We start from the raw sequence: 20406 nt of genomic DNA, 5'->3' as shown, positions 1-20406 counted from the left end.
GGGTATATATGAAAAAAGTATATTTAATTTTTTTTAGTGTAATTATATTTATTGTAGGTCTAAATTTATTTGAAAAGTATCAATTAAGAACTAAATATTCAGATACCATAGGAGGTAAATTTGTAGAAAACTTAAATTTACAAAGTAAAAATGAAAATGATAAAGAACGGGTTAAAGATTTGCCATATGATTTATCTTTTTACTTTGGAAATAATAAAATAAAGTTTAATAAAAAGATATTATACAAAGATAATAGATCTTATATGCCTTTATCAGAATTTTTACGTTATTTTGGACAAAGTGAAGAAGTAGATTCAGATAATATTAAAATTTCTAATTTAGTAGATATAAATGTAGAGGAAAAAACTTATACGGAAAATGAGGCAACTACAAAATTAAGAGGAGCGTTATTTAAAGAAAATAACGAATATTATGTATCTTTCTTTGACTTATGTGAGATGTTAAATCTTAATACTTATTGGGATTATGACAATAAATCAATATACATATCTAAAAAAGAAATAAAGAATTTTAAAAATAAAGATAATAAACATAAAAAGAATAGAAAAGCATTTATTAGATTTGAAGATTTCACGGCTGGAGATTTATACATAACTAAATCGGCTCTAGAAAAAGTAAGAGCTGTAGCAGATTATATGGATGAAGAAGATGCAAGTTTTAGCGTAGCGTGGGTGCCTAAGTATGTAAATAATACAAATCATATATATAACGACGTTTCTCAAGATGAATCTATGATAAATTCAAACTTTATATTTACTCTTGATTATTTATTAAATAAGGGAGGAAATATAGGTTTACATGGATACACTCATCAATATGGGGATAGTAATAGTATTTCAGGATCTGAGTTTGGAGATAAAGGTTATAATAAAGAAAGTGAAATAAGATCACGAGTAGAAAGTGCACTGAAAATTGCAAATAAGCTTAATATTCCTATTAGTTATTGGGAAACACCTCACTATAGAACTAATGTTGAACAACAAAAAATATTTGAAGAATATTTTAAAATAATTTATGAGCCTTCTATAAAAGTGTACAACAAAAAAATAATTACTAGTAAAACAAATGGAGTTACAAAGTATATCCCAACTCCTTTAAGTTATATAGATGATGATAAAGCAAGCACTATGATTGATAGAATAAAAAACAAAAAAAATAATGAAGAATTAAGCTTCTTTTATCATTTAACTATAGAATTAAAAGATATAGATATACATTTAGATAAAAATGGACGTGTTATATGTAATTATAATGAAGATTCTATTTTAAAACAATTAGTTAAGTATATTAATGATTCAGAATACATGTTTGAAGATATTAATAATTTATAGAAATTAAAAGAGTGCGGAATTTTCCACACTCTTTTAATTTAAACTAAATACACTATATTATAGTAATTAATTAGAACTCATAAATCTATCTTTAGCAAAGAAAGATAAAGAGTACACTCCTGATATACCTACTAAAGAATAAATGATTCTGCTAAAAACAGTCATTGTTCCAAATAGTGTGTCAACTAAATTAAATTGGAAAAATCCAATTAATCCCCAGTTTACAGCACCAATTATAACTAATATTAGTGCTATTGAATCTAAAACTTTCATAAAAAACACTCCTTTTGAAATAGGTTTACAATATATAGTCTTACCTAAAGAAATGTTTTTATGTATTTTATTTTAAATAGTTATGTTTCTATCAATAGGTTGCTCTAGAGATATAATAGTATCTGTTCTTTGAATGCCACCAATTGAATTTATTTTATTAAGCAATATGTTTTGAAGATCAGAAATATTTCTACAAACTACTTTAGCAAAAATTGAATAGTTTCCTGTTGTTAGATGTAGTTCAACAACTTCCTTTATTCTAGACAATTCATCAAAAACAGAATCAAAAGATGATGTTTTGTCTACATATATTCCAACAAAACAACATACATCATAACCTAACTTAGGCAAATTTAAAAGTATTCTAGTTCCTTTTATTATTCCTAGCTCTTCCATTTTCTTCATTCTTACATGTATTGTGCCGCCACTTACATGACAAATTCTTGCTATTTCTAAGTAAGGAGTTCGGCAATCTTTTATTAGTAAATCTAATATTTGTAGATCTAATTCGTCTAATTGATAGGCTGGATTTAAACTCATAAAATCACCTCTTATTAACATTTTATAATTTCTTTTTATATTCTATCAAATAATTAATTAAAATAGAAGGGATTTATAATAAATTTAATAAATAAAATAAAAAAAATTAGTATTTTAGCAATAATAAATAACAGAATATAGAAAGTATATACTATTAAGAGTGATTAGTGTAATTTATTGCAAACATTTAAATCGTATAGCTCTTGAAAATAGATAACATTTATTTTAATATAGTAATAGAAGGTTTTAAAGGAGGAATAATACCGTGGGCATATTTTTGAGTATAGTATATTTTGCAGTACTTATTGGATTAATGATAGTGCTATTTACCTTAGGAAGGAAGTATGTATTTTCTAAAGTGAGAATAAATAAATGGATTCCTTTAGCGATATCACTAGTTTTATTTGCATTACAGTTTTTTATTAAGACAGCTAATATTAATATGTGGTTAAATATTTTACTTACTTTAGTAATAGTTTGGTTCTTTTTATGGTTTATGGATATTCAAACTACAGGTGGACCAAAGAAAAAAGAAAAGAAAATAGAAATTAGACCTAAGGCTAAACCAAACAGAGCAAAACATATGCAAAATCAAAATAAATAATTTTGATATGTTGAAGTTAAATATGGCATGCAATTTATGAGAGACATAATATTGTATGCCATATTTATTTTATACTTTTCTTACTTTAAGTTTGCATTGATTTGGAGTGGGGCGACGGAATAAGTAAACTTATATATGTCAACTTTTTTTATGGAGACATATTTGCTGTACTATCATTTATGAATATTGGTGAGCTAAAACCGATTTTATCATTTTCTTCAATAATTTTAATTATATACCATGTCTCATTATTTTCTCTTTTATGTTCATACATATATTTAATACTACTTAAATTAATGTTTTCTATAGTTCTAATAACATATCCTTTATTAGTTATTATTTGAATTTCTTTTATCTTATATTTGATATCCTCTGTAAAAATCATAAATCTAAGTTTATTAGAAGATATAGATATTTCTTCTCCCATAAAATAATCATTAATAGTAAAATAAAGTTTTAAATACCTAGACTCAGTAGAGTAAGTTCTCCTTTCTCTAAAGGCATCTATAATTTCTGATGAAGATAATTCATTACCTATATAGACAGTTAAATTTTCAGAGTCACCAAAATTTATTTTATGATTATCTTGACCATTTATAGCACCTAATTTCCAGCCATCATCTAAAAGGCTAAAGTAATATTTTTCATGTCTTGTATATTTACTAGCAGGATTTCCATTACCAACTTCAATAGAAGTTATTAATTTATTTAGTATAGGACTATAAGGTAAAGCTTTAATATTTTTATGAGGATGATTAATAGCAATAAAAGCATCAGGATTGTTTAACATCCATAATGTAAGCAAATTTAAATCTTTAACTACTCCTGTAAAAAAGGTAGAAGAATTTACTATATTTAAATCACCATAAAGATAAGTTTTACATTCAAATCCAACTAAAGGTAAAAATTCATCATATTTCTTTTTAGTCTTAGAAGCATAAACTTTAGTTCCTTGAAATTTAGAATATTTATCATCTTTAATAGATATTTCATCTGATAAGAAGGAATTATGATCTGTTATAAACATAAAATTTAATCCAGCTTTGTACCCATACTCATAGGCTTCACTAGGAGAGCCTCTTCCAGTAGAAAAGCTAGTATGACAATGTGGAATTCCATAATAAAACTTTAAATTATCTTGATCAAAAGCTTTTAAACTCGTATGTTTTTTTCTTCCCAAAATAAGCTCCTCAAAAATTATTACTTATTCTATATATAGTATTGAATAGTTATAAATAATGACAATAATATTCTCTAATGATAAAATAACTTTATAAAGTAAATTTGCTAGGACTAAGAGGAGGAAACTTAAAATGATAAAAGATTTTAATGGTAAAAAACCTTTAATAGATAAAACTTGCTATATATCAGAGAGTGTTGATATAATAGGAGAAGTTGTTATTGAGAAAAATGCAAATATATGGTTCGGAGCTAGATTAAGAGGAGACATGAATAGAATATATGTAGGAGAAAATACTAATATACAAGAGAATTCTGTTGTTCATGTTGATTTTCACTGTGAAACAAATATAGGAAAAAATGTAACCATAGGTCATGGAGCTATAATTCATGGCTGTACAATTTCTGAAAATGTTTTAGTTGGAATGGGATCAATAATATTAAATGGAGCAAAAATAAGTAGAAATACTATAATAGGAGCAGGTTCATTGATACCTCAAGGTAAAGAGTTTGAAGAAGGAGTTCTTATTCTTGGAAGTCCTGCAAAGGTTATAAGAAAATTAACAGATGAAGAAATTGAAAGTATACAAAAGTCGGTAAATAACTATGTAGAGTTAAGTAAAACATACTTATAAATTTAGGAGGAAAAATGATTAATATAGGACAATATAATGTTTTAGAAGTTAAGAGAGAAAAGGAGTTCGGATTTTACTTAGGTGATGAAGATAAGATTGATGTTCTTTTACCTAAGTCAGCTACAGAAAATAAAAATATACAAATAGGAGATAAGGTAGAAGTATTTGTATATAGAGATTCAAAAGATAGACCAATAGCAACATTTAAAAAGCCTTTAGTAATAGTTGGAGATGTTGCCTATTTAAAGGTAGTATTTCAAACAGAATTTGGTGCTTTCGTTGATTTTGGATTAGATAGAGATATTTTTGTTCCTATAAAAGAGCAAAGATTTAAATTACAAGTAGGAAGTAAGTATTTATTTTATGTTTACTTAGATAAAACAGGAAGATTAGCAGCAACTACAGAGGTAGAGGCGTACTTACAAAATGCAATGGAAGAAGAAAAAGAGTTTAAGGTTGGTGATGAAGTTGTAGCACAGGTTTATTCAAAGACACCAGCAGGAACTATTTACTTAGCAATAGACTCTAAATATAAAGGGTTAATACTTCCAAATGAATATTATACAGATGTTTATCCTGGAACAGAAATGAAATTAAGAGTTAAAAGAATATATGAGGATGGGGTTATAGGATTAACTCCAAGAAAAACAAGGTTAAGTGAAAGAGATCAAATACAAGAGGATATTCTTAAATATATGACTAAGAATGGTGGATTTATGCCTTTTAATGATAAGTCAAAGCCAGAAGATATTAAAGCTACATTTAATACAAGTAAAAATTATTTTAAAATGGCTTTAGGTGGACTTATGAAAAGTGGCAAAATAGTTCAAGAAGAAGAGGGAACTAGATTAAAATAAATACTAAACCAAAATAAATAGTTAAATAAATAAAGAAATTAAAATGAGACTTAAGTAAGTCTCATTTTTTTTGCATATAATTAGAAGTTGAGAGAAAAATAGATACAAAAGGTTTTTTAGTTGAGATATTACATAATAACTATTGAACAAAGCACAATATAAAAGTATTAAATTAAGGATGATATTTATGAAAAATATACTAAATAGAATAAATTACTCTATCCTAGCAGTAGGTCTATTTTTATTAATAAGTTTAGTTACCTTATTCCTATCGCCTGTAATAGGTATGGCAGATAACGGGGATTATTACAGAATTATAAGTCAAAATGATTTATATCATTTATCAAAGGATAATGAAGATATATTCTTTGGATATTTTAATAAAAATTATGGAATATATAAGTATAATAATGAAGCAGAAATAACTCTTATATCTACACAATCTCAATTTATTAAATTAGCACTATTTATAGATAAATTAGTAACAAAAGATTATATTTTCGATATAAGAATACTTGCGCTAATATACGTAATAATACAAGCAGCAGCTATATATTTAATGACTAAGGTATTGGTAGAAGGAGTAGGAAATAACATATATAAATTGATAATTGTAGGTTTAATTACTATTATATTTTCAGATACTGCTTATATAGCTTATTATAACTCTTTTTATGGAGAGGCTGTTAATATATGCTGTTTTTTATATAGTGCAAGCTTGCTTTTATATATGTGTAAATTTAATAAGTTTAATGTAGTGAACCTAGTATTATTTGGACTATCTACATTTTTGTTTTTCGGATCAAAGCAACAATTGGCTCCTATAGGGCTATTAGGAATAATAATGCTAGTAAGAATTTGTTTTTTTAAGAAAGATATAAAGATTAGAACAGTCTCAATATTAATAATGGCAGTATTTTTAATAAGCTCTATATATTTTTATAAATCTATACAAGGAGATTTTGATCATATAAACAGATATCATGCTATGACTAGAGGAGTATTATTAAATGAGCCAAACCCAGAAGAAATTTTAGAGAAATTTGGCATATATAATCAGTATTCTCTTTTGCAAAATGAAATATTCTTTGAAAAAATTCCAATGATAAATCCTGATGATGAAAAGCTTAAGAATGAGTTTTATAGCAAGTATTCAGTATTTACCATACTTACATACTATATAAAAAATCCTAAAAAATTAACTGAAATGACAGATTTAGCGTTTGAAAATTCTTACTCTGTAAGACCTAAAGTTATGGGAAACTATGAAAAGATAGAGGGTAAGCCCTTTGGAAAGCAATCAAATTTCTTCGTGCTTTGGAGTAGCTTTAAGGAAAATATACTACCAAAAGGATTAATAATGTCAGTTGTATATATATTAGTATATTTAATCTTCGCATATAAAAGATATAGAGATTCTATTATGAATAATGATAGAAACATTTTAATTCTTGAAGAAAGTTTAATATATGTATTTCTAGTAGGATTATCCCAAATATTTATATCTATAATAGGTGCAGGAGATGCAGATTTAGCAAAACATGTATTCCTTTATAACTTAAGTTTTGATTTGATGGTTTTATTTACAATAAGTAGTTTCTTAAAAGATAAAAGTAAAAAGGAGAGGTCTTAGTGGTGAAAGAAGATAGCCAAAGAAAAAAAGTAGATATTTATATAAATTTACTAATATCATATTTTTTAGTACTTTCTATAATAATGACATTTATAAATTTTAAAGATAATTTTGAAAATTATATTATGTTAACAATTCTTATGATAATTGCTTTAGTAAGCTACTATTTTAATGTAACTATAGCATTAGTATTAACATTAGCAATAGATTTCATATATGGAACTTATAGTTTATATAAAAATATATCAACTGGTTACACAATAAATAATACTGTATACATTTGGCTTATATTAATTCCAGTTACTTCATTAATTGTTTCACTAGTTTCAAAAAATATATTATTACTTCAAAATGAAGTGAAGAACTTAGAGGTCCTCAATGAAGAACTTGTAATGATAGATCCACTTACTGGAGATAGAAATATCAAGGCTTTTGATAATGAAATGCCAATCTACATAAGTATGAGTAAGAGATATGGAATACCTATTACAATTATGATTGTGAAATTTAAATATAGTGATAGATTAAAAACTATAGTTGGGAAAAATTATTTCAATAAAATATTAGTAAAATCCTCAGAGGTGTTAAGTAAGTCTTTAAGAGTTGAAGACAGAAAATATATTTTAAATGATAATACATTTGTTTACATATTAATTTCTGATAATAAAGGAGCAAAAGTAATAGAGAAGAGATTAAAAAAGAATATATCTAATATAGAAATGAAAAATAGCAAGTTTAAGAAAAATGTAAATATAGAAATTCAAGTTGGATTTTATACATATGATGGAGAAGTAGATGAACCTTTAGAGTTATTAAAAAATGCTGAGAAGGAATTAGAATATGATTTATAAGAGAAATAATATAAAAATATTAATTATATTTTTAGTGATATTTAATATATTTTTCACTAGGGATCATATATGCGCTAAAGAAAATGAAAAAATATACTTAATGCTAGACGAGGTTTATCCATTTGATGATTTAAATCTATTAGTAGAGAAAATAGATTATTTATATGATAAGGGTTATCCTTTTATAATATCTGCTATGCCTGTATTTAATAATACAAATTCAAATGCAATGAGAAGATATGCAGAAGCTTTACGATATGCCCAAGCAAAGGATGGAGCAATAATATTACATTTTCCATATATATATCAAAAGGATAGTGTCAATGCAGGTATAGATGATATATTGAGTAAAATGACAAAAGCTAATAAAAATTTTTTAGATTATTTAGTATATCCAAGTGCAATAGATGTACCAGAGGACTTGCTATATTATAATGAAGCATACAAATATTTAAACACTTCCAATACTATATTTTTAGATACTAAGAAAGAAATAAAAAAAATAGATGTAGATAGCTTTGAGAATATAGATAAAATAGATAACATTATAGAAAAAATACCTATAGAAGATTTTTACTATAAGAATAGTTACTTTAATAATAAAGCAATTACTCTAAAAGGAGATATGGATATAGGAGAATTTAAAAATAATATACAAATGTTAAATAATAAAGACGTTTACTTTGATAATTTTAAATATGTAAATACTTATATTCATTTAGGAGAGAATATTTTAGAGGGACATAATGGCAGTATTAGTTTAAATAATTCTAATGTAACTCCACAAAAATTTATATCAATAGAAGAATTTGAAAATATGGTGGGCAATAAGATAGAAACTAAACCTATAGAAAATAATAGGATAAATTTATCATATGCAAATAAGTGGATTATTTTATTAACTATATTAGTTAGTTTTATATTTATAATTATAGTAATTAGAAATAGTAACTTAGATAGAAAGAAATTCTTAAAATAGGGAGTATAGGTATGAATATATTTGATTATGTAATTTTATATTCTCTTATAGTTATTTGGTTAATAATTTTAATTAATGTGATTCTTGTTATAGGAGGATACTTTTATTATTTAGATATTATGAATACAAAGCTAGATGAAAGTTTAGATGAATACCCATTTGTTTCAGTACTAGTTCCTGCGCATAATGAAGGAAAAGTAATAGAAAAGACTGCAAGATCTTTATTAGAGATTGAGTATCCAAAGAATAGGTATGAAGTAATAATAATAAATGATAATTCAAGTGATAATTCAGCAGAAATATTAGCTAGAGTAAAAAAAGAATATAGTGATAGAAATTTCATAATTATTAATACTGATAAAAATACTGGTGGCAAAGGTAAGTCAACGGCATTAAATATTGGATTTTCAAAAAGTAAAGGAGAAATATTAGCAGTGTATGATGCTGATAACACTCCAGAAAAAGAAGCTTTAAAATATTTGACTCAGACACTAATAAAGGATGATAATCTTGGAGCAGTTATAGGTAAATTTAGATGTAGAAATAAAAATGTAAATATACTTACAAGCTTTATTAATATAGAAACCTTAACATTTCAATGGATGGCACAAGCAGGTAGGTGGAAACTGTTTAAGTTATGTACTATACCAGGAACAAACTTTGTAATAAGAAGAAGTATATTAGAAGAAATAAATGGCTGGGATACAAAGGCAATAACTGAGGATACAGAGCTCAGCTTTAGAATATATAGGATGGGATATAAAATAAAATTTATGCCATCAGCAGTAACATGGGAACAGGAACCACAAACATTAAATGTCTGGTTTAAGCAAAGATCAAGATGGGCTAAGGGAAATACTTATGTGGTAATTAAAAATTTTAAGTATTTATTTGATAAAACAGCAGGAGCCACTAGATTTGATATATTTTATTATATTCTTATTTATTTTTTCTTTTTATCTGCAACTATTGTGTCAGATGCAATATTTGTATTAGGGGCTATTGGACTGGTTCATATAAATATACTAGGTTATAATACGATTCTTTGGATAATGGCTTATTCAGTATTTGTTTTATCTATATTAGTTGCCATATCAACAGAAAAAGGAGAATTAACTATAAAAAATACTTTTGTAGTAATGCTTATGTATTTTACTTATTGTAAGTTATGGGGAATAGTAGCAGCCCTGGGGTTTTATAATTACTTAAAAGATGTGATATTTAAAAGAGAAGCTAAGTGGTATAAAACAGAGAGGTTTTAAAGGAGGAAAACAAATGAAAAACTATAGGGTTAGTTTGAGAAAGGCAATACATATACTAATATTATCCTTTTTGTTAGTATCGATTTTTAATTTAATAACTTTTGCAGCACCTAAGAACTATAGTGTAGGAAAAAAATCATATGTAAAGAAAGAAACTATCAATAATGATGTTATATTTAAAGGAGTTTTTACAAGTCATAGCATTTATTTTAATATAGAAAAATGGTGGAGCGTAGAAAAGATAGAAGCAGTAATTAATTTATCCATAAATCAATTAGTAGACTTAACTAAGGATTCATATATAACTTTTAATATAAATGGAGTACCATTTTATTCTTACAAAATAGTATATAATCCAAATGAAGAAATTCAAAGTTTAAGAGTTAATATTCCGAAAGACAACTTAAAGGAAGGAATTAATGAATTTAAAATTGACGGATATTCTAGAATAACAGATAAACCATGTACTGATGATATTAATAATGCTAATTGGTTAGTAATAAAAAAGCAATCTCAAATAAATATAGCTTATAAGGAAAAACTTGTAGATAATAGTATAATGAATTTCCCATATCCATTTTTAAAATCAAATCAAAATGATTCGCAAATAACTCAAATAGTTATACCAGATGATTATAGTGATAATCATTTAGAAAAAGCTTTGTTAATTTCAACTTATTTAGGAAAAGAAGATAAAAGTAATCTTTACAAAGGAGAATTATTAAAGTATTCAGATCTAAAAAAACAAAATAATGAAAATAATATTATTTTTATTGGGAGTAAGGGATCACTTCCAACTGAAATAAATAATCTATTTAAAAATATTAATAATATAGACCTATCAAATTCAGCATTAATAAAATTAGGGGATTCTCCTTACAAAGGAAATGCTGAAAACTCAAAATTAATGTTAATAATATCAGATAAAGAAGATTATTATTTAAAGGCTATAAAATTTTTAATGAACAAAGAAATTACTACTCAAATAAGTAGTGATACATTTATTATAGATGATAGTATTAAAGAAGAAACACAAGTAAAAGATCTAGAAAATAGGATAACATTTGAAAGTTTAGGATTTACTCATATACAATTTAAAGGACCTTTTAGAAGGACAGGAACAATTTCATATTTTTTACCTAAAAATAAAGCTATTGCAAGTGGAGCAAAAATAAAATTAAATTTTAGATATTCAGAAAACCTAGATTTTAATCGTTCTTTAGTTACCATTTACATAAATGATATACCAATAGGTAGTAAAAAGTTAGAAAAGGAAAATGTAGCTTCAGATGAATTAGAAGTTCAAATACCTACAGATGTTATTAATAGCAATTATATAGAAGTAAGGATAGCTTTTGATTTAGAAACTATTGGATCTTACTGTGAAATAAGGCAAGAAGAAATGCCATGGGCATTAGTAAATGGAAGCTCATATATTAATTTAGAAACTAAAGATTTAACAGGATATTTCTTTAATAAGTATCCTTCACCTTTTATAATAGATGGTAAATTTAATGAACTGCTTTTTTCAGTTCCTGATAGCTTAAGCTCTAATGAACTTATAGCTGTAGGTAGAGTTTTTGCTTTAATAGGTAAGGACATAAGATATAACAATGGAATTTTTGAAGTTTCAAGATATTCTGCTTTAAATGGAAGAGAAAAAAATAAAAATTTAATAGTTTATGGAACTCCAGATTCAAATAAGCTAGTTAAGGATTTAAATGAAAAACTATGGTTTAAATATGAAGATAATTATAAATTTTTTATTGGAAATGAGAAATTATATTTAACCGAACCATTTAAATCTAAAATAGCATCTTTTCAATTAGATTCATCACCTTATAATAATCAAAAGGCAATGCTAGTAGTAACATCTCCTAATAAAGATGTGTTATTAGATTCTTTAGCTTATTTAGGTGACTCTAGTAAAATAGATAAGCTAATAGGAGACTCAGCAATAATAGATGAGTACGGAGATTTAAGAACATTTAAATTTAAGAAGGATGAAGAGAAGCCAGTATATGAAAAAGTAAAAAAATTAGATACTGCTGGAAGGGGCTTACTTGGAATTATAGTCCTAATAATTATATTCTTTACTGCTTCAACAATTATGTACTTTATAAAAAATAAAGAAAAAAAGAATAAGTAGTTTCATAAAGAACATATTTATAAAAAAACTATTATAAGATAAAATACGATAAATAATTTATATAATTATCGTATTTTATCATTGACTTTAACACTTTATTGTGATAAAGTGTTAATATAAGGAAGCGGATTCGGATATAAATATTAAAGGGGGATTTAATAATGAGTTTATTAAAAAAAATATTATCAAGTTCTTTAGTTGTATTAATGGCATTTGGATTAATTTCATGTGAAGGAAAGAAAATAAAAAATTCTATAGATAAAGATGAATTAATTTTGGGGTTTGATGATACTTTTGTTCCAATGGGATTTAAAGATGAAAATGGAGAATACACAGGTTTTGATATAGAACTAGCAAAAGAAGTTGGAGAAAAATTAGGTAAAACAATAAAATTCCAACCTATAGATTGGAGCATGAAAGAAACTGAACTTAATAACGGAAATATAGATTTTATATGGAATGGATATAGTGTAACAGAAGAAAGAAAAGAAAATGTTGAATTTTCAAAAGTATATTTAAATAACAGACAGGTTATTATAACATTAGCTAATTCAAAGATTAACTCAAAAGCAGATTTAAAGGGTGCAACAGTAGGTGCACAAAATCAATCAAGTGCTGTTGATGCAATAGAGGCAGATAAAGATATAGTTAAAAGTTTTAAAGATAGCAAGGTAGTTACATTTGAAACTAATAATGAAGCCTTAATGGATTTAGAAGCAGGTAGATTGGATGCTGTTGTAGCAGATGAAATTTTAATTAAATACTATATAAATCAAAGAGGAGCTGAAAAATATAAAATATTAAATGATGATTTTGGAAAAGAAACTTATGCCGTTGGTATGAGAAAAGATGATAAAGAATTAGTAGACGCATTTAATAAAGCTTTAGATGAAATAATTAAGGAAGGCAAAGCAGGAGAAATATCTAAAAAGTGGTTTGGAGAAGATATAATAGCTAAATAATATTTAAAATGAAATTCTAAAAACTTACTCATATGTAATTACGGAACTATCATATCAACAAAAATGTCTAACAGAGCCTAAGATTAAAGACGTTAATTAAGAAAGAGGTGCTTATTTTGAATTTATTAAATGAAGTCATAGCTCTTATGCCACAAGTATTAGAAGGGTTTAAAGTTACTATAGAAATATTTATAATGACTCTTATACTATCTATTCCACTAGGAGTAATAATAGCTCTAGGTAGAATTTCTAGAATAAAAATTTTAAAATCAATAACAGGAGCATATGTATTAATATTAAGAGGAACACCTTTATTACTACAAATTTTATTTATATTCTTTGGATTACCTTTATTAAATATAAGTATTCCAAGATTCCCAGCAGCAATTTTGGCAATGGTTTTAAATTATGGTGCTTATTTTGGTGAAATATTTAGAGCAGGAATACTTTCTATAGATAAGGGACAATTCGAAGGTGCTGAAGTACTAGGATTAAGTAAAAAAGATACTTTTTTTAGAATCATAATGCCGCAAGCATTAAAAAGAATATTCCCTCCTGTAGCGAATGAAGTTGTTACTTTAGTAAAAGATACAGCATTAGTATATGTAGTTGGGTTGGACGAGCTTTTAAAAGTTGCTAAGATAGCATCTAATAGATTATCTTCCATAATGCCTTTTGTAGTTGTAGGAATTGTTTATCTAATATTTAATGGTTTCTTAACTAAAGCATTAGAAGCTATGGAAAGAAAATTTAATTACTATCAGTAAGAATAATATATAATAGGAGGTGTTTTTATGCTTAAAATTCAGAGCTTGAAAAAAACTTTTGGGAAAACAGAAGTTTTAAAGGGAGTAGATTTAGAAATTAAAAGTGGTGAAGTAGTAGTTATAGTTGGATCTTCAGGAGAGGGAAAAACTACACTACTAAGATGTATAAATGGCTTAGAGTTTTGTGATGAGGGTACAATAGAAATTGATAATAAATTTTTATGTAAAGATGGAAATTATAAAGAGAAGGCAGAATTTAATGAAGCAAGAAGAGAAATAGGATTAGTATTTCAAAATTTTAATTTATTTCCACATATGAGTGTTATAGAAAACTTAATTGAAGCTCCTAAAAGAGTTTTAGGACAATCAGAAGAAACAGCAAATAAAAATGCTTCGAAAATTTTAGAATTTTTAGGATTAAGTGATAAATTAAATAATTATCCTTATGAATTATCAGGAGGTCAAAAACAAAGAGTAGCAATAGGAAGGGCATTAGCATTAAATCCTAAGTTAATGTGTTTTGATGAACCTACATCAGCTTTAGACCCAGGATTAACAGGAGAAGTTGCTAATTTAATAAGAGATCTTGCTAAAGATGGCATGAGCATGCTTATAATAACTCACGATATGGCATTTGCAGAGAAGGTTGCGGATAAAATATATTCAATGAAAAATGGCGTTTTAAGTGAAGGAAACATTTTTTAGAATTGAGATTATAATTAATCATTATAGATAGAAATTAAGTTTAAAATTAGCATGAAACTTTTGATGATAAAGTAAAATAGGGTACATCTAAAGAAGATGACCCTATTTTAATTTTATAGTTAAGCATTCACTATTAATAATTATCTATGAATTTTTTTATCATTCATTCTAAAAAAGATTTTTACTATTTCATTTATTGCAAATGGAATTAAAGATATTAATATTACAATTCCCCAATCTTTAAAGGTTAAGGAGTATACTTTAAAGATATTAGCTGTAAATGGCACTGTAATTATTGTGAATTGTAATAAGATACCAAATAATAAGGAGGCTACTAACCATTTATTTTTAAACACTCCAACTTGGAATAATGACTTAGATTCATTTCTTACAGAGAAGGAATAAAATAATTGAGAAACACTAAGTACAACAAACGCCATAGTCTGTGCATGTCTTAAAGAATCAGGATATAGGTATTCACCTAATACAAAAGCAAATAGCGTTGTTGCCCCTATTAAAACTCCATTTATAATTAGCAATTTACCCATTCTTCCTGAAAATAAGCTTTCTTTTTCGTTTCTCGGTGGAATATCCATAACTCCCTTATCTCCAGGGTCTACTCCTAGTGAAAGGGCAGGGAAACTATCAGTAATTAAATTAACCCAAAGAATGTGTATTGGTAAAAGTGGTGATTCCCAATTAAGTAGTATAGCAAAGAATAAAGCAACTACTTCACCTAAGTTACAACTTAGCAAGAATAAAATAGACTTCTTTATATTATTAAAGATATTTCTTCCTTCTTCTACAGCTTTTACTATTGTGGTAAAGTTATCATCTGTTAAAACCATATCAGCAGCACCTTTTGCAACATCGGTTCCTGTAATGCCCATTGCAACTCCTATATCAGCACTTTTTAATGATGGAGCATCGTTAACGCCATCTCCAGTCATAGAAACAATGTTTCCATGAGCTTTAAATGCTTTTACAATTTTAACTTTATGCTCAGGTGATACACGTGCAAAAACTTTATAGTTATTAACTATCTTAGTGAATTCTTCATCTGAATAAGTATCTATTTCACTACCTGACATAGCTTCTGAAATATCATTAGCTATTCCAAGCTCCTTAGCAATAGCAACAGCAGTATTTTTATGATCACCAGTTATCATTATAGTTCTAATTCCAGCATTTTTACTAACTTGAATAGATCCCTTAACTTCTTCTCTTGGAGGGTCTATCATTCCCATAAGACCTACAAAAATTAAGTCCTTCTCTAGATCATCTATTGCAACATGTTCATTTTCTATAGTTTTATATCCTAAAGCTAAAACTCTTAATGCATCATCAGACATTGAATTTGAAGCCTTAAGAATTTTATCTTTTTCTTCTTTTGTGAACTCTTTAATTTCTCCATTTAATAATATTTTATTTGATATTTTTAAAATGCTATCTATGGCTCCCTTGGTGAAAACATTAAAGCCTTTATCATAAGTATTTACAGTGGTCATAAGTTTCCTATCAGAATCAAATGGAATTTCATTGACTCTCTTGTGGATATTGTTTAGCTCATCTTTAAATATATTAACTTTGTTTCCAACATCAATTAACGCAACTTCTGTAGGATCACCTGTTTGAATTCCATCTTTTGAAGTGGAGTCATTACATAAAACCATACCATCAACTAAAAGTTTACTTTCATTATTATTAATGTCGATATCATCTAAGTTTTTAATTTCATAGTTAACGTAATATTTTTTAACAGTCATTTTGTTTATAGTAAGAGTACCAGTTTTATCAGAACAAATAATAGTTACAGAACCTAATGTTTCGACTGATGGAAGCTTTCTAATTATAGCATTTTCTTTTATCATTCTTTGAACTCCAAGAGCGAGAACGATAGCTACTATTGCAGGTAATCCCTCAGGAATAGCGGCAACTGCTAAGCTAATAGAAGTCATGAACATTTCAATAAAATCTCTGCCTTGAAACATAGAAACTATAAACATAATTATGGAGATACCAACAGCTAAAAATCCTAAATTTTTACCAAGTTGAGCTAATTTTTTTTGAAGAGGAGTTACATTTTCATCTTCGTTATCTAACATTTTAGCTATTTTACCAATTTGAGTATCCATACCTGTAGCTACAACTATGCCAGTTCCTCTACCATAAGTGGCGAGAGTAGACATAAATGCCATATTGTGCTGATCACCAATTGGAACATCTTTTTCTTCTTTTATAACTTGAGAATTTTTTTCAGAAGGAACGGATTCTCCTGTAAAGGCAGATTCCTCAATTTTCAAATTTGCAGACTCTATTAATCTTAAGTCGGCAGGGATATATCTTCCTGCATCTATTATAGCTATATCTCCAACAACAACCTCTTCTGATGGGATTTCTATAATTTCACCATTTCTTTTTACTAAAGCCTTAGGGGTAGACATATTTTTAAGAGCTTCTAAGGCTTTTTCTGCTTTGGATTCCTGAATAACTCCAATTATAGCATTAATGAATATTACGATTAATATTATTATTGCATCACTAATTTCCCCTACTATAGCAGAAATTATTGCTGCAATTAATAAAATATAGATCATAACATCATTAATTTGAGCCAGAAAAAGTTGAAAAGTAGACTTTTTCTTTTTTCCTTGGAGTTTGTTTGGACCATTTTTTTCTAATCTTGTTTTTACTTCTTCTGAAGAAAGACCATTAATCATATTAGATGATAATTCTTTTATTATTTCTTCAGAACTTTTATTAAACCACATTTAAATACCTCCAAACCTTCTAAAATTTGTAAAATTAAATTCCTTATATAAGTATAGCATAATTATTTTCATTAATATTAATACATGGAAAAAAAAGTGATAAAAAAGTGATTGTTAATGATATAATATTCTGTAGAGAAAGGGTGAAGAATATGGAAATAAGTAGAGTAAATAGAAAAAGTCCTATTAAACAAGATAGAAGAGTAGTTGCAGAAAAAAAAGATTTTTCACAAAGTTTTAATCAAGCTAGGGAAAGAAAGTCAGAAGAGCAATTAAAGCAAATGATTGAAGAAATACATAAAAAAGGTAATAGACTAGTAATTACTAAAACATATGGGGATGTTATAGCATATAAAAAGTTAATAAAAGAATATCTAGAGTCTATTTTAAGATTTATGTATGATACTAAAAAAGATATTAGCTTTTGGCAAACTCAATATTTTATAACAGTAGATACAATAGATGGAAAGCTTGAAGATTTAACTAAATCTTTTTTAACTGGAGAAGTAGATAACTTAAACATGGCAGCATCAATAGATGAGATTCAAGGATTAATAGTTGATATATATAGATAATATAAATAATAAAACTATAAATGATAAATCTCTTAAGCATAATATATTTAGTAATAGACAGATAATTTCAAAAATTTAAAGATTACTTGAAAATTATTATCAATAAGGCTATTATATAAATAATACATAGCAATAAAAGGAGGTATTTATGGTAAAAAGATTTATTAGTTATTATAAACCATATAAAAAGTTATTTTTCTTAGATATGTTTGCAGCACTTATAGCAGCAGCATGTGATCTTGTTTATCCTATGATGACAAGAACTTTAGTAAATGATAGTATTCCAAATAGAAATATAAGAATGCTAGTTGTTTTTGGTGTTACTTTATTAGTTATATATATAATAAAAGCAGCTTGTGGTTACTTTATGCAATATTATGGACATGTTATGGGTGTACATATGCAAGGTGATATGAGGAAGGATATGTTTTTACATCTTCAAAAATTGCCTAATACTTATTTTGATAATAACAAAACAGGAGATTTAATGAGTAGGATGATAAATGACCTTATGGAAGTGTCAGAGCTTGCTCATCATGGTCCAGAGGATTTATTTATTTCACTTGTAATGTTAATTGGATCATTTACAGTATTATGTACAATAAATATACCATTAACACTTATAATATTTGCATTTATACCATTTATAGTTTTATTTACATGGAAGCAAAAAAATAAAATGCTAAGTGCTTTTATGGAGACTAGGGTAGAAACATCATCAGTAAATGCTAATTTAGAAAACTCTCTTTCAGGAATAAGGATAACGAAGGCTTTTGTATCACATGATCATGAAATTGATAAGTTCCAAAATGGAAACAACAGATTTAAAAATGCTAGAGCAAGAGCATATAAGGTTATGGCAGAATATTTTGCAGGAGTAGGTTTTGGAATAGACATACTAGATTATGTGGTATTAATAGCAGGTGGTATATTTACATACTTTAATATTATAAACTTAGGGGATTTCTTTGCATATCTTTTATATATAAAATTATTTACTCAACCAATTAAAAAGCTAGTTAATTTTATGGAACAATATCAAAATGGAATGACTGGTTTTAAAAGATTTGTATCAATAGTAGATGAGAATGTTGAAAAGGATGGAAGTTTAGAACTTAAGGATGTTAAGGGAAGTATAAAATTTGAAAATGTACATTTTAGTTATGATGAAAAGAATATTTTAGAAGGCATAGATTTAGAAATAGAGAAGGGCAAGATGTTAGCTTTAGTTGGGCCATCAGGTGGTGGAAAAACAACGTTTTGTAATTTGATTCCTAGATTTTATGATGTAACAGAAGGAAATATTTCTATAGATGGATTAAGTATTTATGATGCTACTTTAGAGTCTTTAAGAAAAAATATAGGAATAGTTCAACAAGATGTATTTTTATTCACAGGTACAATAAAAGATAATATATTATATGGAAAACATGATGCAACTGATGAAGAGATTATAATAGCAGCTAAAAGAGCAAATATACATGAATTTATTATGAATTTACCAGAAGGATATGATACTTATATAGGAGAAAGAGGCGTTAAATTATCAGGAGGACAAAAGCAAAGAATATCAATAGCAAGAGTATTCTTAAAAAATCCACCTATTTTAATATTAGATGAAGCTACATCTGCATTAGATAATACAACAGAATATATGATACAAAAATCTTTAGAAGAGCTTTGCAATGGAAGAACTACTATAGTAGTGGCACATAGATTATCTACAATTAAAAATGCAGATGAAATTTTAGTATTGACAGATCAGGGAATTGAAGAAAAGGGAAGTCATGAAATACTTCTTGAAAAAGGTGGTATTTATAAGGAACTTTATGAATCTCAATTTGCACATTTAAAAAAATAATAAAATATATTAATTGGGGGAAAATAAAAGGGTAAAAGCACCCCTATAACCTATTGACTAAAAATGATAAATTGTGTAAAATTAATTGGAATAATACCCCATATGGGTATGATAGGAGGATAATTTATATGGTTCAACATATATCTGAAGTAGATTTTAATGAAGTGGTATTAAAATATGAAGGAGTTGTTTTAGTTGATTTTTGGGCAACTTGGTGTGGTCCTTGTAAAATGATAGCTCCTGTACTAGAAGAAGTAGCTAATGAAGTAAATAATGCTAAATTTGTAAAAGTGGATGTGGATCAAAATCCTAATTTAGCAAATAAGTATCAAATATCTAGTATCCCAACTTTAATGGTATTTAAAAATGGTGCTCCTGTAGACACTTTGGTTGGGTTTATGCCAAAGGACTCTTTAAAAGCTGCAGTTATTAAGCATCTGTAATTATAAAG

Annotated in this window: 19 protein-coding genes; 15 read left to right on the top strand and 4 right to left on the bottom strand. The window is 26.5% G+C overall.

Annotation, left to right across the window (positions count from 1 at the left end; translation table 11 throughout):
* Window positions 1-8: 8 nt before the first annotated feature.
* Window positions 9-1352, top strand: a complete 1344-nt coding sequence (locus tag ACZJV1_RS14350; RefSeq protein ID WP_460286901.1) for a DUF2334 domain-containing protein — start codon at window positions 9-11, stop codon at window positions 1350-1352.
* A 66-nt stretch (window positions 1353-1418) separates the two neighbouring features.
* Here ACZJV1_RS14350 and ACZJV1_RS14345 read toward each other — a convergent pair whose 3' ends face one another.
* Both ACZJV1_RS14345 and ACZJV1_RS14340 read right to left on the bottom strand, forming a co-directional pair.
* A complete protein-coding gene (locus ACZJV1_RS14345) occupies window positions 1419-1625 on the bottom strand; it encodes a DUF378 domain-containing protein (RefSeq protein ID WP_411168567.1) in 207 nt (68 codons plus the stop codon).
* Between the two features lie 72 nt (window positions 1626-1697).
* Window positions 1698-2165 (bottom strand): Lrp/AsnC ligand binding domain-containing protein, encoded by a 468-nt coding sequence (locus ACZJV1_RS14340; protein WP_411168566.1) that lies wholly within the window; start codon window positions 2163-2165, stop codon window positions 1698-1700.
* 265 nt (window positions 2166-2430) lie between these two features.
* On the opposite strand from ACZJV1_RS14340, the gene ACZJV1_RS14335 reads away from it, so the two are divergent.
* Window positions 2431-2769 (top strand): hypothetical protein, encoded by a 339-nt coding sequence (locus ACZJV1_RS14335; RefSeq protein ID WP_460286902.1) that lies wholly within the window; start codon window positions 2431-2433, stop codon window positions 2767-2769.
* 148 nt (window positions 2770-2917) lie between these two features.
* Here ACZJV1_RS14335 and ACZJV1_RS14330 read toward each other — a convergent pair whose 3' ends face one another.
* Window positions 2918-3949: a CehA/McbA family metallohydrolase gene (locus ACZJV1_RS14330; RefSeq protein ID WP_460286903.1), complete on the bottom strand. Its 1032-nt coding sequence runs from the start codon at window positions 3947-3949 to the stop codon at window positions 2918-2920.
* A gap of 133 nt (window positions 3950-4082) precedes the next feature.
* Here ACZJV1_RS14330 and ACZJV1_RS14325 point away from each other — a divergent pair, with 133 nt between their 5' ends.
* The 10 genes from ACZJV1_RS14325 (at window position 4083) to ACZJV1_RS14280 (ending at window position 14748) form a co-directional block, all read left to right on the top strand.
* Entirely contained in the window at window positions 4083-4583 is a 501-nt protein-coding gene (locus ACZJV1_RS14325) for a gamma carbonic anhydrase family protein (protein ID WP_460286904.1), read from the top strand.
* Window positions 4584-4597: 14 nt separating this feature from the next.
* Complete coding sequence (locus ACZJV1_RS14320; RefSeq protein ID WP_460286905.1) at window positions 4598-5440, top strand: CvfB family protein; 843 nt, start codon at window positions 4598-4600, stop codon at window positions 5438-5440.
* Window positions 5441-5627: 187 nt separating this feature from the next.
* Window positions 5628-7073: a glycan biosynthesis hexose transferase WsfD gene (gene wsfD / locus ACZJV1_RS14315; protein ID WP_460286906.1), complete on the top strand. Its 1446-nt coding sequence runs from the start codon at window positions 5628-5630 to the stop codon at window positions 7071-7073.
* Window positions 7073-7924 carry a GGDEF domain-containing protein gene (locus ACZJV1_RS14310; RefSeq protein ID WP_460286907.1) on the top strand — a complete coding sequence of 284 codons (852 nt, stop codon included), beginning with the start codon at window positions 7073-7075 and terminating at the stop codon, window positions 7922-7924. The genes wsfD and ACZJV1_RS14310 overlap by 1 nt, the downstream gene beginning before the upstream one ends.
* Window positions 7914-8903, top strand: a complete 990-nt coding sequence (locus ACZJV1_RS14305; RefSeq protein ID WP_463650577.1) for a DUF2334 domain-containing protein — start codon at window positions 7914-7916, stop codon at window positions 8901-8903. The genes ACZJV1_RS14310 and ACZJV1_RS14305 overlap by 11 nt, the downstream gene beginning before the upstream one ends.
* An 11-nt stretch (window positions 8904-8914) precedes the next feature.
* Window positions 8915-10165: a glycosyltransferase family 2 protein gene (locus ACZJV1_RS14300; protein ID WP_460286909.1), complete on the top strand. Its 1251-nt coding sequence runs from the start codon at window positions 8915-8917 to the stop codon at window positions 10163-10165.
* Between the two features lie 13 nt (window positions 10166-10178).
* A complete protein-coding gene (locus ACZJV1_RS14295; protein WP_463650576.1) occupies window positions 10179-12314 on the top strand; it encodes a cellulose biosynthesis cyclic di-GMP-binding regulatory protein BcsB in 2136 nt (711 codons plus the stop codon).
* 206 nt (window positions 12315-12520) lie between these two features.
* Window positions 12521-13276 (top strand): amino acid ABC transporter substrate-binding protein, encoded by a 756-nt coding sequence (locus tag ACZJV1_RS14290; protein WP_463652168.1) that lies wholly within the window; start codon window positions 12521-12523, stop codon window positions 13274-13276.
* A gap of 146 nt (window positions 13277-13422) precedes the next feature.
* Window positions 13423-14043, top strand: coding sequence for an amino acid ABC transporter permease (locus ACZJV1_RS14285; protein WP_463652167.1), 621 nt, complete (start codon window positions 13423-13425; stop codon window positions 14041-14043).
* Window positions 14044-14070: 27 nt separating this feature from the next.
* A complete protein-coding gene (locus ACZJV1_RS14280; protein ID WP_463650575.1) occupies window positions 14071-14748 on the top strand; it encodes an amino acid ABC transporter ATP-binding protein in 678 nt (225 codons plus the stop codon).
* Between the two features lie 140 nt (window positions 14749-14888).
* Here the strand turns inward: ACZJV1_RS14280 and ACZJV1_RS14275 are convergent, their stop codons facing one another.
* Complete coding sequence (locus ACZJV1_RS14275; protein WP_463650574.1) at window positions 14889-17519, bottom strand: calcium-translocating P-type ATPase, PMCA-type; 2631 nt, start codon at window positions 17517-17519, stop codon at window positions 14889-14891.
* 152 nt (window positions 17520-17671) lie between these two features.
* Between ACZJV1_RS14275 and ACZJV1_RS14270 the strand changes: the two genes are divergently transcribed.
* The 3 genes from ACZJV1_RS14270 (at window position 17672) to trxA (ending at window position 20398) form a co-directional block, all read left to right on the top strand.
* Window positions 17672-18094, top strand: coding sequence for a YaaR family protein (locus ACZJV1_RS14270; RefSeq protein WP_463650573.1), 423 nt, complete (start codon window positions 17672-17674; stop codon window positions 18092-18094).
* Between the two features lie 148 nt (window positions 18095-18242).
* Entirely contained in the window at window positions 18243-19955 is a 1713-nt protein-coding gene (locus tag ACZJV1_RS14265) for an ABC transporter ATP-binding protein (RefSeq protein WP_463650572.1), read from the top strand.
* A gap of 128 nt (window positions 19956-20083) precedes the next feature.
* Entirely contained in the window at window positions 20084-20398 is a 315-nt protein-coding gene (gene trxA, locus ACZJV1_RS14260) for a thioredoxin (RefSeq protein WP_460286914.1), read from the top strand.
* Window positions 20399-20406 lie beyond the last annotated feature (8 nt).

This window comes from Clostridium sp. LS3, assembly GCF_055330225.1.
This window is presented reverse-complemented; position numbering and strand designations above follow the sequence as displayed.

Bases quoted from the DNA above. Each gene is read 5' to 3' on its own strand.
- ACZJV1_RS14350 (WP_460286901.1), top strand. From the start codon at position 9: ATGAAAAAAGTATATTTAATTTTTTTTAGTGTAATTATATTTATTGTA.
- ACZJV1_RS14345 (WP_411168567.1), bottom strand. From the start codon at position 1,625: ATGAAAGTTTTAGATTCAATAGCACTAATATTAGTTATAATTGGTGCT.
- ACZJV1_RS14340 (WP_411168566.1), bottom strand. From the start codon at position 2,165: ATGAGTTTAAATCCAGCCTATCAATTAGACGAATTAGATCTACAAATA.
- ACZJV1_RS14325 (WP_460286904.1), top strand. From the start codon at position 4,083: ATGATAAAAGATTTTAATGGTAAAAAACCTTTAATAGATAAAACTTGC.
- ACZJV1_RS14320 (WP_460286905.1), top strand. From the start codon at position 4,598: ATGATTAATATAGGACAATATAATGTTTTAGAAGTTAAGAGAGAAAAG.
- wsfD (WP_460286906.1), top strand. From the start codon at position 5,628: ATGAAAAATATACTAAATAGAATAAATTACTCTATCCTAGCAGTAGGT.
- ACZJV1_RS14305 (WP_463650577.1), top strand. From the start codon at position 7,914: ATGATTTATAAGAGAAATAATATAAAAATATTAATTATATTTTTAGTG.
- ACZJV1_RS14300 (WP_460286909.1), top strand. From the start codon at position 8,915: ATGAATATATTTGATTATGTAATTTTATATTCTCTTATAGTTATTTGG.
- ACZJV1_RS14295 (WP_463650576.1), top strand. From the start codon at position 10,179: ATGAAAAACTATAGGGTTAGTTTGAGAAAGGCAATACATATACTAATA.
- ACZJV1_RS14290 (WP_463652168.1), top strand. From the start codon at position 12,521: ATGGCATTTGGATTAATTTCATGTGAAGGAAAGAAAATAAAAAATTCT.
- ACZJV1_RS14285 (WP_463652167.1), top strand. From the start codon at position 13,423: ATGCCACAAGTATTAGAAGGGTTTAAAGTTACTATAGAAATATTTATA.
- ACZJV1_RS14280 (WP_463650575.1), top strand. From the start codon at position 14,071: ATGCTTAAAATTCAGAGCTTGAAAAAAACTTTTGGGAAAACAGAAGTT.
- ACZJV1_RS14275 (WP_463650574.1), bottom strand. From the start codon at position 17,519: ATGTGGTTTAATAAAAGTTCTGAAGAAATAATAAAAGAATTATCATCT.
- ACZJV1_RS14270 (WP_463650573.1), top strand. From the start codon at position 17,672: ATGGAAATAAGTAGAGTAAATAGAAAAAGTCCTATTAAACAAGATAGA.
- ACZJV1_RS14265 (WP_463650572.1), top strand. From the start codon at position 18,243: ATGGTAAAAAGATTTATTAGTTATTATAAACCATATAAAAAGTTATTT.
- trxA (WP_460286914.1), top strand. From the start codon at position 20,084: ATGGTTCAACATATATCTGAAGTAGATTTTAATGAAGTGGTATTAAAA.